The sequence below is a fragment of the Picosynechococcus sp. NKBG15041c genome, assembly GCF_055380235.1.
Genome location: NZ_AP040363.1, coordinates 930,242 through 946,575, shown reverse-complemented (window position 1 = coordinate 946,575; position 16,334 = coordinate 930,242). Strand labels below are relative to the sequence as shown.

Below are 16,334 nucleotides of genomic sequence, written 5' to 3'. Positions count from 1 at the left end.
TGACTATGCCCGCCCGTAAACAGCCCCGTAGTGTTGCCCGTGAAATTGCTCTCTTGAGTTTGAGTCAAATCAAAGGAAATCCGGAAAAGCTAGAAGCGGTGGAACTAGATGAATTAATGTTGGCGGCGGTGCGAGCGTTAAATGGCGAAATTCATGATGCTTTAGAAGATGCGGCCAGCGAAGTTTCCCGGGCTGAAGACCAACTCCTAAGAAGCGAAACCTTAGCTGTCAACGTCAAAAGTGCGCGCACCATGGTGCAAGATGCGTTGACCTTAACGAGAGCTGCGATTAATCGTTTGGGTCATGTGGTGGAGTTGCCGGAATTTTTACAGCTAACGCGACAGCACGAAGTCCGTGGGTTTGCCTTGGACATTCTCACAACGCTCCGACGTCGCAATGAGCAGATTAAAGAAACCATTGAGCAATCTTTGGTGGATTGGCAATATCATCGTTTGCCGCGCCTTGATCGAGATATTTTACGCATTGCGGTGGCTGAAATTTTATTTTTAGAGACACCCTACAAAGTTGCCATCAATGAGGCGGTGGAGTTGGCTAAACGTTACTCTGATGAGGATGGCCACCGTTTCATCAATGGGGTGTTGCGCCGGGTGACAGACCGTATGCGGACGGAAGGGTCTCCGGAATAAGGAGTGAAGTAGGATTTATTTTTTGGCTTGGGTTTTGTGTCCTACTGGGGAGCAGGCCAATTACCGGCCCCTAGCGTAATAAGCTGGTGCTGAGGCCAAAGGTCAGGCTACTGGCAATGAGTAAAATTTGCTCGGTGGCGATCGCCAAGGTAACGTTTAGGCTAGAGAGAAGAGCATTGAGACCACTGCCAAGACCAATGCCCAGAATCAGTGCAACAACACTGATAAGGGCGGCCCGGCCAAATCGTTGCTCTTTGCGATAGATCAGGTAGATGTTGACCATGAGGGCTGCAGTCAAGATTGTCGAAGCCAGTTCTGGACTCAGAAATAAACCGACAATGGCGATCGCCCCGTTGATCCCCAAGGCAAGGTTCAAGGTCTGCGGCTCTGGGGTATCCCGTAGGTCTGTCAGCCATTGGGGTAGTCTCTCCATATCCAGAGTGACTGGCGCTACTTTAGCTTCCTTGGGCGGCGTTTCGGCAAAGCGGATTTGATCTGGTACTTCTAGGGTTCCCTGTTGTCTTTGTCTCAGGCGATCCATGATAATCGCATCATAGGCGGCTTCGAGTTCATCCACCACCGCACGATCGCCTTGGTATTGGGTGCTAAGTTTTTGCTTGGCGGCCTGGATCTCCTCAAACGAAGCTGTTTCTACAAGCCCAAGGGTTTTATAGGGATTTTGTTCGCTCATTCTCCTCCTCCTGTGAGCATGCAATGGCGCAATGGAAATGTCCTTATGTCTCTTAATTTAACCCAATCGGCAACCAGTTTCTTATTCTCGTCTTTTCTGGAAGGCGATCGCCGCCCTACCTAGCACAAAATTTCAAGATTTAAACTAAACACAACCCGATGGGGAATCTCATCGTAAACTATTGAAACTGACCTTCATTGGCCGTTTCCTGAAAACACCCCGAAAAGTCTATGGCTAGTGCCAAAATTTTAGTCGTTGACGATGACCCTGCAATTCGTACCCTCATCTCCCGCTTCCTCAGCCAGAGAGGCTATGCGGTATCTGAAGCAGGTGATGGACAATCTGCTTGGGAGACCTTCCAATCCCTTGACCCTGACCTGGTGATTCTCGATATCAATCTACCAGATACCCTCGGCTATGCCCTCTGCGAACAGATGCAGGCCTCAAAGGATACCTACATTCTCATGCTGACCAGCCGCGCTGATGCTACCGATAAAGTGCGTGGTTTCAGCCAAGGGGCCGATGATTATCTCACCAAACCCTTTGACATTATTGAATTAGAACATCGGGTTCAGGCAATTTTACGGCGGCGGCGATCGCCAGCCGCCACCCCACAGACCCCAGTGCAAAACTTCACCTGTGGGGCGCTGACCATCGACTCCATGCGCCATGCAGTATCTATCCATGGCGAGCCCATTAGCCTCACCGCCCTCGAATTCAACCTACTTTACTTTTTGGCAACCCATGCGGATAAGGTTTGGCGACGTGCCGAATTGATCCAGGCGGTGTGGGGCTATGACTATGTGGGCGATCAACGGGTTGTAGATGTCCACATCGGCCAAATTCGTCGCAAATTAGAAGCCCTGATGGAACACCAAACACCGATTAAGACTATCCGTGGTGTCGGCTATATCTTTGAAACAAATCCGACTGGGTAATGTGCATTCATCCCCACCTTCTCAAGCGAAAAGCCCAGGGCTGCGGTCACTGCAGCAGAGGTGAAAGGCGATCGCCCGGCCATCCCCAAGGCGCCTGCAATAGCTGCCTATAATAGAAGCCTAATCTTTCCCCCAACGCCTAATTCATGAGTGAAGCTTCCCAAACCATCCCGCTACCCAGCCTAGAAAGCGCGATCGCCCTCTCCGGTATCAAAGAAGAAAATCTCAAATTTTTGGCCCAACACACAGGGACAAGCGTTGTTTTACGGGGACAAGATATCTTGGTGCGGGGTCGTGAAAAAGCCGTCGACCGCTGCATCAAAGCCCTCTACTTTCTTCAGCCCTTTTGGGAAACCGCCCAACACATTTCCCAACCAGACTTCCTCACCGCCTTCCATGCAATCGACACCCACCAGGTCGAAGAGTACCAAGACCTCCAAAAACAAACCCTCGGCAAAACCCGTCGCGGCGAATACATCCGGGCCAAAACCTTTCGACAGCGGCAATATGTGCAGCTCATTCAAAAACATGACATTACCTTTGGTATTGGTCCAGCCGGTACAGGGAAAACCTTCCTTGCCGCCGTGCTAGCGGTGCAAGCTCTCCTCCAGGATCAAGTAGAACGCTTGATCTTAACAAGGCCCGCCGTGGAGGCCGGTGAAAAACTGGGATTTCTCCCCGGTGACCTTCAACAAAAAGTAGATCCTTTCCTGCGACCCCTCTATGATGCCCTCTATCAATTCATTGATCCCCTGAAGTTGCCCGAGTTGATGGAGAAAGGTCGTATTGAAATCGCCCCCCTCGCCTACATGCGGGGACGAACCCTGAGTAATTCTTTTGTAATCGTTGATGAAGCCCAAAACACAACCCCAGCCCAACTAAAAATGGTGCTGACACGGTTGGGTTTCGGCTCTAAGATGGTAATCACCGGAGACATCACCCAAACAGACCTCCCTAGTCATCAGTCTTCGGGATTGATTACGGCAAGCAAGGTTCTCAAATCCGTCGAGGGAATTGGTTTTTGTTACCTCACGGATGCGGATGTGGTGCGTCATCCCCTCGTCCAGAAAATTGTCGGAGCCTATGAGCGCTTTGAAAATTACGGTCCTGCGAGTCCAAAGCGCTTTTCTGGAAATCAGACTAGAGGGGAATAAGGTGACAGTAAGCTGCCCAAAAAGAATGGGATTATGACGACCATTTTAATCATTGAAGATGATGAGATTGTGCGCAAACTCATCCGTAAAATTCTTAGCCAGAAGCAGTATGAAGTCCTAGAGGCAGCGGAGGGTCAAGGGGGAGTTAGGCTGGCGATGATGGCTCGACCGGATCTGATTATTTGTGATGTCATGATGCCAGGGATTGATGGTTATGGGGTTTTGCAACAGCTCCAAAGCCAGCCAGAAACGGCCATGATCCCGTTCATTTTTCTGACAGCCTGTGCGGAAAGACAGGATATTCGCCAGGGCATGCGTCTCGGGGCAGATGATTATTTGACAAAGCCCTTCACGAAGGAAGACTTGTTATCAGCGATCGCCGCCCGTTTAAGTAAAGTTTCTTCCTTCCAGCAGCATTTTGAGCCTCAGGACATAAATTTTGAATGTCCCCCTGAACCAGTTCAGCAGGAAGGGGATGGTTACTGTGATGATCGCTTTCGCCTCCAGGAAATTTTTGAGGCGATCGCCTGCAATTTTCCTGATGCGACCCAAGGGCAGTTGTCGCTATTGACGATTCGTTTGGCTGGATATAGCGCCGTCTGTGCCCATCATGATGCCCCGAAGCGGGCTAGCTTAGATCAAGGGATTGTGGGCCGCTTAACTGAAATCTGCCGCCAGCAAGGATGGTTGGTGCGGTTAGCCGAAGACCAATTTTGTGCTCTATTAAGTGCCCCCCAAGCTCATGACCAGATCGAGGCGATCGCCCAGGCGATCGTCGAGATATTCCAGGATCCCTTGACCCTTGGGGGAGAACAATTGTCCCTCCCCGCCACCGTGGGGATTGCTCAATATCCGGCCGATGCAGACAACTTGGCAGATTTAGTCGCCCAGGCCCAAGCGGCCCAAGGCCCTAATGGTTACCAGTGGGCCAGTCGTCACCTCCCCGCTCCGTTGGTCTATCCCAGTGACATTGACCTAGCGAAAGATTTACAAAATGCCCTCCGACACGAGCAGCTTACTATTCTCTATCAGCCCCAGTTTGATCTCGGTAGCGGTGCAATGGTGGGGGCAGAAACCCTACTCCATTGGGAACATCCCCTACGGGGAGCCATTCCGACCCCTGAGCTTCTGGCGATCGCCAAAGACAATAATCTCCTCGATACCCTAGACCAGTACAAGCTCAATCAAATTTGTCGTCAGCTTCGCCACTGGCAGATCCCAGCTAGTCCTGCCTACCAGATCATGATTAACCTCTCGGCGGCGCAATTTAACCAGGCAAATTTTCACCAAGAGCTAAGCCGCCTTTTCATTGAAAATGCCTTGACACCAGCCTGTCTAACCCTAGAGTTTGCCGAGGCTACCCTGCTCAAAAATCCGGCCACTTCGATCCGGCGGCTCAAAGCGATCAAGACTTTGGGGGTAAAAATTGCCCTTACAGGTTTTGGCCAAGGGTACAGCTCCCTTGATTATTTAAAAAAATTCCCCTTCGACTATCTCAAACTTGACCCGGCCTTGATTCGAAATCTACACCAAAACCAAGCCCAAAAAACCCTTGTCTCGACCCTGATCACTGCGGCCCATGGGCAACAGCGCCAGGCGATCGCCGAAGGGATCGAGCACCAAGCTGAACTGGACTGCTTACGGCAATTGCACTGTGACTATGGCCAAGGGTTCCTGCTGGGCCACCCCATTGATGGGGCAGAGTTCGAACGCTTGGCCTTTGACCCAATATATTCCGGTGTAATTTGGTGACCTTTGATGCCCCTAACTCCTAAACCTTTTTTAACCCATCTTGGCAACCAAGGGCGATCGCCTATGACCTTTGATGCCCCCCTCAAAATTGGCCCAGTCACTCTCCAGAGCCGTGTGCTACAAGCCCCTTTGTCTGGGGTGACAGATTTAGTCTTTCGGCGCCTGGTGCGCCGCTATGCCCCCAATTCGATGATGTACACCGAAATGGTGCGGGCCCAGGAAGTTCACCACCTCGCGACCCTACCCAGGTTGATGGAAATTGACCCAGGAGAACAGCCCATCAGTATTCAACTGTTCGATTGTCGGCCTGACTTTATGGGGGAAGCGGCAAAAAAAGCGGTGGCCGAGGGTGCCCAAACCATCGATATTAATATGGGTTGCCCCGTCAATAAAATTACCCGCAAAGGGGGGGGGAGCTCCCTGCTCCGGCAACCAGATGTAGCCGAGGCGATCGTGCGGGCAGTGGTGGAAGCGGTGGATGTGCCTGTGACTGTGAAAACCCGCTTGGGCTGGAGTGAGGAGGAAATTGTTATTCTCGATTTTGCCAAACGTCTAGAAGCAGCCGGGGCCCAGATGTTGACAGTCCACGGTCGTACCCGGGCCCAGGGTTATACGGGCAAGGCCCAATGGCAATGGATTAAAAAAGTCAAAGCGGTCCTCTCGATTCCAGTGATTGCCAATGGGGATATTTTTTCGGTGGAAGCGGCGATCGCCTGCCTAGAAGAAACCGGCGCCGATGGGGTGATGTGCTCCCGGGGGACCCTGGGATATCCTTTCTTGGTAGGAGAAATTGACCATTTCCTCAAGACGGGCCAACGACGCCCCCAACCGACGGTGGTGGAACTGCTGGAATGCGCCAAGGAACATCTAGATGGACTCTGGGCCTACAAAGGACAAAAGGGCATTTACCAAGCCCGCAAACATTTGACCTGGTATTGCCGGGATTTTGCCGGGGCGGCAGAATTTCGCGATCGCCTGAATAAGATCAATACGGTCTCCGAAGGTCAGGCTCTCCTCGATGCCGCCATTGAGGCAATTCAAACCACCGGGAAACCTTGCCTAACCCAAAGCCCTCAGAACGTCGCCATCTAACCTTTATTTTTGGTCAACTTGCGGAAAGTATCGTACATCTCCGGTAGACGCTTAATAACCACAGAAACCTTACGATAGACCGCATGGGGAATCGCTGGAGTACCGGAATAAACTTCCCCCGCAGGTACACGATTGGCCACCCCGGACTGGGCACTCACAATCGCCCCATCGCCAATCACCGCTTGGTTCGAGACGCCCACTTGCCCCGCAAGCAAAACATTGTTCCCGATCGTGACGCCCCCCGCCAAACCCACTTGGCCCGCTAGGGCTGAGTTAGAGCCGATGGTGCAGCCATGGGCCACATGGACTAAGTTATCGAGCTTTGTGTTGGCCTTGATGCGAGTTTCCCCCACCGCTGGGCGGTCAACGGCGCTGTTGCAGCCAATTTCTACACCATTTTCTAAGACAACTATGCCCGACTGTTCCATCTTGAACCAGCCCTGGGGCGTCGGCACAAACCCAAAGCCTTCGGCACCAATCACCGCACCACTGTGGATCACACAGTTGCTGCCTATTTCGGTTCGCTCATGGATTGTGCAATTAGCATGCAATAAGCTATTTTCGCCAATTGTCACCCCCGGATAAACCACCGCATTGGCCATGATGCAAGTGCGATCGCCAATTGTCACCCCTGGATAAACCACCACATGGGCACCAATGGACACATCCTCACCCAATTGCACAGAGGGGTCAAGAATGGCCGTTGGGTGAATCCCTGGTGCCGGACGGAAGGGTTGATAAAAGACCTTGATCACCGCCGCAAACAGCAAACGGGGCGCTTTCGTACTGATCCAAGCAATCCCCCGGGCAGTGGCCCGTTGTTGCAAATCTTCATCTATCGGTAAAATCAACACCGAAGCCTCGGTAGTATCTACCCTAGCGGCAAATTTTCCCCCTTCGACATAGCTAATTTCTTGGGACTTAGCTATGTCGATCGCCGCCGCTCCAACAATCTCCGGGTCACTCCCAAGGGAATGATCCATAATGAGATCAGGCGTTAAAACTTGAATTAATTCAGAAACGTTCATTGAATTTATCGATAGAAAATGACGATTAATCTAAACAAAGGCCAAGGCATCTCCCTCAAGAAGGCCGCACCCAGTCTCACTGCTGCTTTTATTGGTTTAGGTTGGGATGTAAAACAGGGTTCTGGGGGAGATTTTGACCTTGATGCTTCTATTTTTATGCTAGGGGCAAATGGCAAACTCATCTCCGACCAGCATTTCATTTTTTACAATAACTTGACCAGTCCCGACCCCGAACAATCGGTGAAATTAATGGGGGACAATCGAACTGGCGCTGGAGACGGTGACGATGAAGTTATTATTATTGACTTCCGCAAAATCCCGAGTAATGTCGCAAAACTCGTCATCATTATTTCTATTTATGATGCGGAAACCCGCCGTCAGAATTTTGGCCAAGTACAAAATGCCTATGTTCGTTTGGTCAATGTAGAAACGAAAGGTGAAGTATTGCGGTATTCTCTCCAGGAACATTTTTCGACGGAAACAGCCCTGGTAATGGCTGAAGTCGTCAATGAAGCTGGGGAATGGCGTCTTAATGCCGTTGGTGATGGTTACCAAGGGGGTCTGCAAACGCTCTTAGATCGCTATCAGTAACCACTTGGCTATTGATTTCTTGGCGGTAAATCAGTTGTTATTTTTATGCTGATCCAGATGCCAGACTTTTATGGCGGGTCTTAATCATCCCTTGGTGTTTCAAGATCTTGCTCAAAACTTTTACTCACGCCAGTCTAGGACTTACACCCATCGATACTATTCACGGTAACCTCAAAGGTCTCAAAAGTAGTCAACTTAAGCAACTGCAACGACTCTATCAGCAGTCAGTGCCGGGCGATCGCCTGACAACGCCGGAACTGGCCCAGCGCATCGCCGCCATCAGTAGCGAGCTCAATCAGCCTGTGTCGATTTATCTTAATCGCCGGGGTAAGGTGATTCGCGTGGGGGTCGGCGCACCCCGGGAAACCCAAATTCCGCCCTTGGAACTCCCCCGCTATGGGGCGGAGCGGTTATCGGGGATTCGCTGTCTGACGGCTAGTCCGAAGGATCATCCCCCCAATGAAGCTTGTTTAACATCGATGGTGTTGCAAAGATTGGATGCGTTGGTGACCTTTACCCTGTCGGGGAGCGGTTCTACCCAACGGGGGCGGGGCTCGGTGGGCTATATAAAAAATGTCTATCTGTCCCATCTCCTGCCGCAAAATCACCCTTCCCACGCCTATTGGCAGGTGTCTGAGGCGCAATCCCTGGAGGCGATCGCCCAACAGGATTTTCTGGATTTAGTCGAAAACCTCGAAGCGGAATTTCGGCGGGACTTCACGGCGCAACGGGTAGAAGCGGGCCATGACCGGGTGATCCTCGTCGGGCTACAAACGGAAGGGATCGGCGATCGCCGCTTTCAGGATGGCTTGACAGAATTAGAGCGGCTCGTAGACACCGCTGGCGGCGAGGTGCTCTTCAAAATGGAGCAGAAACGCGCCAAACCCCACCCCCAAACCTTGGTCGGTTCCGGTAAGGTGGAGGAAATCGCCCTCCAGGTGCAAACCCTCGGGGCAAATTTGGTGGTCTTTGATCAGGATTTATCCCCCGCCCAGGGACGGAACATTGAACGGCAATTGGGCGTAAAAGTTTGCGATCGCACGGAAGTCATTCTGGATATCTTTGCTCAACGGGCCCAATCCCAGGCTGGAAAATTACAGGTAGAACTGGCCCAACTGGAATACATGTTGCCGCGTCTCGTGGGTCGGGGTCAGGCCATGTCCCGCCTGGGGGGGGGCATTGGTACGAGGGGGCCTGGGGAAACGAAGTTAGAAACAGAGCGGCGCACGATCCAAAGCCGCCTTAGTCGCCTCCAGAAGGAAGTGGATCAACTCCAGGCCCACCGCTCCCGGATGCGCAGTCAACGGCAACGGCAGGATGTACCGACCTTTGCCATTGTGGGCTATACCAATGCAGGAAAATCGACCCTGATCAATGCCCTCACCAATGCGGAAGTTTATGCCGCCGACCAACTGTTTGCCACCCTTGATCCGACGACGCGACGCCTCACTTTAATCGATGAAAACCACGAAACCCAAACGATTTTACTCACAGATACGGTGGGGTTTATCCATGAGCTCCCCCCGGCGTTAGTGGATGCGTTCCGGGCAACCCTAGAGGAAGTGACCGAAGCGGATGCCTTGATCCATGTGGTGGATTTGTCCCACCCGGCCTGGCGACACCAATTGACATCGGTGGAAAAAATCCTCGCCGATATGCCGATTATGCCCGCCCAGGCGCTCCTGGTTTTCAACAAACTTGATCAAGTTTCTAGCGAGGCGCTCCAGGATGCGAAATTACTCCATCCCAACGCTGTCTACATTTCCGCCAGCGATCGCCTCGGCTTTGAAACCCTCCGTCAACGGCTGGCCCAAATGCTAAAACAGTTATAAGTCAGAGCATCTCAGTATGATCATCCAATGATTTTCAAGAAACAGCGATTGATACTCTTTGTTTAGGCGGCAAATCGTTAAGCTATAGGGATGTGCAGCGTATCTTGCGGAGGAGGTGGAAGATGAACGCATCAGAACGGGCTTTGGGGGTTGATCTCGCCACAAAAATCGCCTCGGTGGTGAATTTATTCCGGGCGGAGTTTCCCGATGCGCGGGCCGACCTCAAGCCCTGGCGCAATGACCCAGAAACGCGCGAATGGGTCGACCCAGATTCCATTGATATCGGGTTTCACCTACCGGGCTGGAGTCCCCGGTTCCAGGGCCGGAGTATGTTGGTGCAAATTCGCTTTTTTACTGATCCTGCGGACCAAGTACAAAAATTTATTGGTATCGAAACGGCGGGTTTTAACCACGAAGGGGAAGCATGGCGCCTCTCAACGATCGCCCAGTGGCAACTGGTGGGAAATTATCAACCGGCCCAGGATGTGTGCGATCGCCTGCAGCGTTTTTCCCAGAGAGCCTTTGAGTTATTTGCCCCCAGTGTTGCTGATGATGCGGATTCTGTCGCCTAGGGCATTACGGCAACCCGACGGGCTTCGAGCCACTGCTGGAGGATAATTTGGGCGGCCCGCTGATCGACTAGCCCTTTTTGCTGGCGATCGTATTGCTTGGCGGCCTTGAGTTGAGTTTCTGCCTCCACAGAGGTCAACCGTTCATCCACATAGGCCAAAGGCAGATTAAAAGCCGCTTCTAGCTTGCGGGCAAACTTTTGGGTATGTTTGGCCTGTTTCCCTATGGTGCCATCCATCGCGTAAGGCAAGCCGACCACGAGAATTTCAATCTGGCGCTGTTCTACCCAATGGCCAATGGCTGCCAGATCTTCTTCGAGGGTAGTGCGTTCAATGGTGGTTAGGGCCGTCGCCAAAAGACCCAGGCGATCGCATCCTGCCACCCCAATTCGTTTGCGGCCAATATCCAGGCCTAGGGCTGCCACCGTCGTCATTGCTTGATCCTAAAAATACTCAACTCAAAACACTTACTAATTTTCCGGGGAAAAATCCTGCTGGTGGTGCTCCTTGGGGAGCTTGAGGCTTGGGTGATTTTTAAACCAATTGATCCGACTGGGAATCGGCGATCGCATCGGTTGCAATCCCTGGAGCACCCCTGACAATTGTAGTGCTTCAAAGGGCTGGGACTCGCGCACCTTGTGCCACACCGAGCGGGACATCAAGAGAGTATGTTCCATGGGGGAAGCACCCACCGTCTCAAAAAATTCCTCCCGTTCCGGCTGGTAATCTGTGGAGGTGGTCAAAAGAGGCTGCTCGGGGCGAATTTGGGCAATCTGGGCCATTTTGATCATCAATTCCGGGTAGAGCCAAGTGTAGGCCGGGTGTACCGTGAGGCGGCCATGGTGGGGTTTGTGGTCTTGTTTAGCCAGTTGCACCGCAAAATAGCCGATCGCCGCCTTCCGTTGGGGCTCAAACACATACCCTTCCACTACATCTACATGCTGGGTCCAATGCTGTACGCGGCAGACCAGATTACTAAGGGGGTCGCTTTTAAAATCTTGCACATGGCGGTCAAACACCTGCCGGAGCATCGGTGGCATGGAGGCGGTATCGAGTTGGTAAAGCAAGCGGGCATCGGCATTGCCCACGGGCATCAGGTTCGGGAGGGCCGGCTCCTGGAGGGCCAATTCACCGAGGATTTCTGGGGCGATCGCCCAATAGGTGAGATTAGCGAGGGGCTGAAACCCGTTTTGGCGGTAGAGACTGAGGGTCTGCTGGGCGTTTACATTGACTTCCAGCACCCAGTTACGGGCTTCTACCACGTGGTCAAAGCAGTATCGGAGTAGGGCCGAGCCAGGATCCCGGGCTGCGCCATGGTATTGCAATTTTGGAAAACCAGGGTCAACAATCACCTGCTCAACGCGCCAGGTGCTCTGGGAGGAGTTGAAGGGGGAAATTTTCACAAAGCCGACTAAGCGGCTATCCACCTCAATCACATAGCCATGGAAGCTGTATTGGCGTGGATTCGGGAAAATACTCAGGAGCTTAACGAGGCCATAGAAATTTTTCGTGTTTTCTAGGTGATCCGCCAAGGTAATGTCTAGGGGGGAAGTCCCATCGAGTTCTGCTTCGGTCGCAAAGTTGGCGATCGCCGCTAAATCTCGATATTGTACTGGTCGAATCGATACTTTACCTTGTTTGCTCATTCCCGCTGTCATGGTCTGGTTGTACCCCAAATCAGTCCACTGTTGCCCCCATCTTAACGGGTTTGGGAGGCGATCGCACTGCTGAAAACCGAGCTTAACTGGAGGTTAACTATCGCCCTGAAAGTCTTGGTAACGGCGCACAATCACTAGGCGATCGCCCACCACTGGGTTGCGAGCAACAAAATTTCCGGCCAAATCTTCCACCACCATTTTCTTGAAATCGAGCAGTTGGGCCAACTCCAAAACGTCCATGCCCAAACGATCCTGTAATCCTTCCCGCAGCAAGTACCAGGCATCTCCCACGGTGATCCGCAGGGTGTTTGTCTCAAAATCTGCCTGGATACTGCGCACAATATTGTCCCCATAGGGTTGGGTCACCTCATCCAGCTGGTTTTGGATCGCCGCAATCAAGCGCTGTTCCGGGGTAAGGGGCTTAGGTGGTGCCGCACTGGGAAGCGGCGTCGGGGTGGGTTCAGAGATGTTTGGAGCGACTTTAGGGGTCGGGGTTTCCGGTTGGGGTGTGACTGGGATGACCTCCTCCGTCGACTCTGTCCCGGGGGATTGGGCCACTTCTTCGCTGACTTGGGGCGTTTGGATGGTGAATTTCCAGATAAAAATAAAGGCGATCGCCACCGTCGCAACGCCGATCCAAATCTTCTGTTGCTGCCACCAGGGCTGACGGCGGGGGCGCCGGGGCACGGGCTCAACGCGGCGGGGTTTCACCTTGGGGACGGGGGTTACAGGTACCTCAATCCCCGGCGTGTTGACAGGAACTTCTACCACAGGCGTAATAACTTCTGGAGTCGTTTCTGGCCGTTCCCGCTGTAGTTGCTGAATTAAACTTTCTGTGTCGTTGCTGAGGATGTCCAGAGCTGCCGCTGGAATCTCGGTGGGATCAGCTTCGAGATTGCTCACCACCTGCTGCAACTGGGCAAGGGCTTGTTTGAGGCGGACAAGGGAGGCTTGGGGATCGGCTTGGCTCATGGGGGATGCCAGGAATTGTGAGGAAATCAGCAAAAAAATCTGCGTTTTTATTTTAGGCGATCGCCTTCCCCGGATTTTCTTTTTTCCACCCCAGACCCCTCGAAATACTTCCACTGCTCAAAAAATCTGACCTAGGGGGTTGTCATTTCCCGAATAAGGTTCTATGCTAGTAAAAGCGCCGCGGGATAGAGCAGTCTGGTAGCTCGTCGGGCTCATAACCCGAAGGTCGGTGGTTCAAATCCGCCTCCCGCCACCAAATCGAAATTCAAAAACAAAACCTCACCTCCGGGTGGGGTTTTGTTGTTTCTTAGATGCTTTCTGCTCCCCTTGAATTTTAAGGATTGTCACCGCTTCCACAAGTATCATCATCAAACCAAGCCCCGCACAATACAATGCCAGGTAGATAGCCAAGGACATGGCCTGAGCCATTACTTACGAAATGGGCCTGATCAATACTTTTGATGTTGTGGTAGAGAGCGGAGATTTTTTATGCGTGCAGTCTTGATGGCAGGGGGATCGGGGACGAGGTTGCGGCCCCTCACCTGCGATTTACCGAAGCCGATGGTGCCCGTGTTAAACCGCCCCATTGCCGAACATATCCTCAATCTGCTCAAGCGCCATAACATCACAGAAGTGATCGCAACCCTCCATTATGTGCCCGATGTGATGCGGGATTATTTTCAAGATGGTCGTGATTTTGGGGTCAAGATGCACTATGCCGTCGAAGAAGACCATCCCCTCGGTACGGCTGGCTGTGTGAAAAATATCGAAGAACTACTGACTGAAACCTTTGTGGTGATCAGTGGTGATAGTGTCACAGATTTTGACCTCTCGGCGGCGATCGCCTTCCACAAAGAAAAAGGATCAAAGGCAACCCTGGTTTTAACCCGTGTTCCCAACCCCGTGGAATTTGGCGTTGTGATCACCGACGAAGGGGGGCGCATTTGCCGTTTTTTAGAAAAACCCTCCACCAGCGAAATTTTTTCTGATACGGTCAACACAGGGACATACATCCTGGAGCCGGAAGTTTTACAGTATCTACCTGCCCAGGAGGAGTCGGATTTTTCTAAGGATCTTTTTCCGCTCCTGCTTGACCGGGGTGAATTGATGTATGGTTATGTGGCCGAGGGCTATTGGTGTGATGTCGGTCACCTGGATGCCTATCGCAAAGCTCAGTATGATGCCCTTGCCCGTAAAGTCCAAGTGCAATATTCCTATGAAGAGCGATCGCCAGGCATTTGGATTGGTCACAATACCTTTATTGATGACAGTGCCCAAATTCATCCCCCCGCGATGATTGGTGACAACTGTCGCATTGGGGCCAGGGTTCAGATCGAACCAGGCACAGTGATTGGTGATAACGTCACCGTGGGGGCGGACTCGGACCTGAAGCGGCCGATCCTCTGGAATGGGGTCACCCTGGGGGAAGAAGTCCAACTCCGGGCCTGTACCGTCGTCCGAGGCAGCCGCATTGATCGCCGCGCCCATATCCTTGAAGGGGCGGTGGTGGGTGCGCTTTCTACCGTCGAAGAAGAAGCCCACATTGGCACAGGAGTAAGGATTTGGCCCAATAAACGTATTGAAGCCGGGGCGATCGTTAATATCAACCTTATTTGGGGCAGCACCGCCCAAAGGAATCTCTTCGGTCAGCGGGGGGTTTCGGGCCTGGCGAATATTGACATTACCCCAGAATTCGCTGTGAAGCTTGGGGCCGCCTATGGCTCGACTCTTAAAACAGGTTCCATGGTGATTGTCTCCCGCGACCAGCGCAGTGTGTCGCGGATGGTGAGCCGCTCTTTGATTGCGGGTTTAATGTCAGCGGGGGTCTGTGTGCAAAATCTCCAGGCAACGGCTATTCCCATTGCCCGCACCATGACCAGCATTTTTGACGTAGAAGGAAGTATCCATGTGCGCCTCCACCCAGAGCGCTCGGATCACCTCCTGATTGAATTCCTTGATAGCCAGGGGATCAATATTTCTAAGGCCAAAGAAAAAAAAATTGAAGGAGCTTATTTTAAAGATGACCTCCGCCGGGTGGCGATCGCCGAAATCGGCGAAATGTCCTATCCGGCCCAGATCATTGAACAATATAGCCAACGCTTTGAAGATCATCTCAATGTTGGCGCCCTCACCCACAGCGGCTCAAAGGTGGTAATTGACTATGCCTATGCCGTATCGGGGGCTGTTCTCCCAACTTTATTGAATAAATTTGGCTGCGATGCCGTGGTGTTAAATGCCAGCTTAAAACAAAGCTCCCCGGTCGGCCCGGAGAAAGAATCGCTCCTCTTGCAACTGGGCCACGTGGTGGAAGCACTGGGAGCGAGCATGGGGGTACAGGTGGCGGCGAATGGTGAACAGCTCACCTTGGTAGATGAGTCTGGTTTGTCAATCCAGGGGGAGCGTCTAACGGCCCTGCTGGTCAGTATCTTACTGATGGCCAGGCCCCGGGGCTCGGTGGTCGTGCCAGTTTACGCCTCTAGTGCCATCGAGCAAATTGCCCGCCGCCACGATGGTCACGTGATCCGCACGAAGGCAAATCCCACTGCCCTGATGGAGGCCTGCCGTAATAATCCCAATGTGGTGCTGGGGGGGAGCGGTGATATGGGCTTTATTTTTCCAGAATTGCACCCGGGCTTTGATGCGATGTTTACGATCGCCAAATTGATCGAAATGCTCACGATTCAAGAGCGATCGCTGGGACAGATCCGGGCCGAATTGCCCATGGTTTTCCATAAGTCTTACACCATTCGTTGTCCATGGCGGATCAAGGGTTCCTTAATGCGCCATCTGGTAGAAATCCACGCTAGCGATCGCCTGGAGCTCATTGACGGTGTGAAGATTATCGATCCAGTATCCGATAACTGGGTTTTGGTGCTACCCGATGCCGGGGAGCCCCTGGTTCACATTTATGCCAATAGCGATAGCCGCGAGTGGGTAGAAGAATCGCTGCGGGACTACCGCCACAAAGTGCAAGCGTTCATTGAACGGGAGCAGAGCGGTGACCTCACTGACTTTTAGGAATGCCGATTGATCTGGGTCGCTAGTCTCCGGAAAATTCCCAGGGGTCGCCCAGGCTAAAGAACTTAAGTCTGTCCCAAGGCCTAGTTAGCCAAGGTTTGCAATTAGCCCCTAGCTAGCGACCATGGCTAGGGCAGGGAGGCGCAGAAAGGGAACGGTCTAACCAACCCTTTGCCTGTTCGAGGTGGCGCAGGGCTGCTTCTGGATTATCGTTCAACAAAAAAACTAAAGCAGCGGACAATTGTTGACTGGCTTGGGCCTTGCGGTTGCCCTTGAGGCGGTGCCAATCATTGGGGGCGATCGCCAACTTTGCCGCTAGAGCCTGAGCTAATTCGAGACTATCAATTTGCGTTAAATCAGACTTCAATTCATTCATCACCAGACCCCATCTC

The 16,334-nt window shown here is 52.5% G+C and carries 15 protein-coding genes and 1 tRNA gene; 10 read left to right on the top strand and 6 right to left on the bottom strand.

Features of this window, described 5'->3' with window-relative positions:
- Nucleotides 1-5 precede the first annotated feature (5 nt).
- Nucleotides 6-647: a transcription antitermination factor NusB gene (nusB, locus tag ACZ45B_RS04655; RefSeq protein WP_024544687.1), complete on the top strand. Its 642-nt coding sequence runs from the start codon at nucleotides 6-8 to the stop codon at nucleotides 645-647.
- 70 nt (nucleotides 648-717) lie between these two features.
- Here the strand turns inward: nusB and ACZ45B_RS04650 are convergent, their stop codons facing one another.
- Entirely contained in the window at nucleotides 718-1,338 is a 621-nt protein-coding gene (locus ACZ45B_RS04650) for a CPP1-like family protein (protein ID WP_024544688.1), read from the bottom strand.
- Between the two features lie 230 nt (nucleotides 1,339-1,568).
- Here ACZ45B_RS04650 and ACZ45B_RS04645 point away from each other — a divergent pair, with 230 nt between their 5' ends.
- The 4 genes from ACZ45B_RS04645 (at nucleotide 1,569) to dusB (ending at nucleotide 6,274) form a co-directional block, all read left to right on the top strand.
- Complete coding sequence (locus tag ACZ45B_RS04645) at nucleotides 1,569-2,276, top strand: response regulator transcription factor (protein WP_024544689.1); 708 nt, start codon at nucleotides 1,569-1,571, stop codon at nucleotides 2,274-2,276.
- A gap of 146 nt (nucleotides 2,277-2,422) precedes the next feature.
- On the top strand, nucleotides 2,423-3,430 hold the full coding sequence (locus ACZ45B_RS04640) for a PhoH family protein (protein ID WP_024544690.1): 1,008 nt from the start codon (nucleotides 2,423-2,425) through the stop codon (nucleotides 3,428-3,430).
- Between the two features lie 33 nt (nucleotides 3,431-3,463).
- Nucleotides 3,464-5,182: a two-component system response regulator gene (locus ACZ45B_RS04635; RefSeq protein WP_024544691.1), complete on the top strand. Its 1,719-nt coding sequence runs from the start codon at nucleotides 3,464-3,466 to the stop codon at nucleotides 5,180-5,182.
- A gap of 63 nt (nucleotides 5,183-5,245) precedes the next feature.
- Nucleotides 5,246-6,274 carry a tRNA dihydrouridine synthase DusB gene (dusB, locus tag ACZ45B_RS04630; protein ID WP_024544692.1) on the top strand — a complete coding sequence of 343 codons (1,029 nt, stop codon included), beginning with the start codon at nucleotides 5,246-5,248 and terminating at the stop codon, nucleotides 6,272-6,274.
- On the opposite strand, the gene lpxD is transcribed toward dusB, so the two are convergent.
- Nucleotides 6,271-7,302 carry a UDP-3-O-(3-hydroxymyristoyl)glucosamine N-acyltransferase gene (gene lpxD / locus ACZ45B_RS04625; protein ID WP_024544693.1) on the bottom strand — a complete coding sequence of 344 codons (1,032 nt, stop codon included), beginning with the start codon at nucleotides 7,300-7,302 and terminating at the stop codon, nucleotides 6,271-6,273. The two genes, dusB and lpxD, sit on opposite strands and share 4 nt — an antisense overlap.
- Before the next feature lie 18 nt (nucleotides 7,303-7,320).
- Between lpxD and ACZ45B_RS04620 the strand changes: the two genes are divergently transcribed.
- The 3 genes from ACZ45B_RS04620 (at nucleotide 7,321) to ACZ45B_RS04610 (ending at nucleotide 10,297) form a co-directional block, all read left to right on the top strand.
- Nucleotides 7,321-7,893, top strand: a complete 573-nt coding sequence (locus ACZ45B_RS04620; RefSeq protein ID WP_024544694.1) for a TerD family protein — start codon at nucleotides 7,321-7,323, stop codon at nucleotides 7,891-7,893.
- A 107-nt stretch (nucleotides 7,894-8,000) separates the two neighbouring features.
- Entirely contained in the window at nucleotides 8,001-9,725 is a 1,725-nt protein-coding gene (gene hflX, locus ACZ45B_RS04615; RefSeq protein ID WP_397427641.1) for a GTPase HflX, read from the top strand.
- Nucleotides 9,726-9,847: 122 nt separating this feature from the next.
- Nucleotides 9,848-10,297: a hypothetical protein gene (locus ACZ45B_RS04610; protein ID WP_024544696.1), complete on the top strand. Its 450-nt coding sequence runs from the start codon at nucleotides 9,848-9,850 to the stop codon at nucleotides 10,295-10,297.
- On the opposite strand, the gene ruvX is transcribed toward ACZ45B_RS04610, so the two are convergent.
- The 3 genes from ruvX to ACZ45B_RS04595 form a co-directional block, all read right to left on the bottom strand.
- Nucleotides 10,294-10,728, bottom strand: a complete 435-nt coding sequence (gene ruvX / locus ACZ45B_RS04605) for a Holliday junction resolvase RuvX (RefSeq protein ID WP_024544697.1) — start codon at nucleotides 10,726-10,728, stop codon at nucleotides 10,294-10,296. The genes ACZ45B_RS04610 and ruvX overlap by 4 nt on opposite strands.
- 36 nt (nucleotides 10,729-10,764) lie before the next feature.
- Complete coding sequence (locus ACZ45B_RS04600) at nucleotides 10,765-11,940, bottom strand: GNAT family N-acetyltransferase (protein ID WP_236612364.1); 1,176 nt, start codon at nucleotides 11,938-11,940, stop codon at nucleotides 10,765-10,767.
- A 105-nt stretch (nucleotides 11,941-12,045) separates the two neighbouring features.
- Nucleotides 12,046-12,924, bottom strand: a complete 879-nt coding sequence (locus ACZ45B_RS04595; protein WP_024544699.1) for a hypothetical protein — start codon at nucleotides 12,922-12,924, stop codon at nucleotides 12,046-12,048.
- 179 nt (nucleotides 12,925-13,103) lie between these two features.
- Here ACZ45B_RS04595 and ACZ45B_RS04590 point away from each other — a divergent pair.
- Together ACZ45B_RS04590 and ACZ45B_RS04585 are read left to right on the top strand one after the other, a co-directional pair.
- A tRNA-Met gene (locus ACZ45B_RS04590) sits at nucleotides 13,104-13,180 on the top strand.
- Between the two features lie 233 nt (nucleotides 13,181-13,413).
- Nucleotides 13,414-15,942 carry a mannose-1-phosphate guanyltransferase gene (locus ACZ45B_RS04585; protein WP_096417069.1) on the top strand — a complete coding sequence of 843 codons (2,529 nt, stop codon included), beginning with the start codon at nucleotides 13,414-13,416 and terminating at the stop codon, nucleotides 15,940-15,942.
- A 115-nt stretch (nucleotides 15,943-16,057) separates the two neighbouring features.
- Here the strand turns inward: ACZ45B_RS04585 and ACZ45B_RS04580 are convergent, their stop codons facing one another.
- Nucleotides 16,058-16,318, bottom strand: a complete 261-nt coding sequence (locus tag ACZ45B_RS04580; protein WP_024544700.1) for a DUF6439 family protein — start codon at nucleotides 16,316-16,318, stop codon at nucleotides 16,058-16,060.
- Between the last annotated feature and the right edge of the window lie 16 nt (nucleotides 16,319-16,334).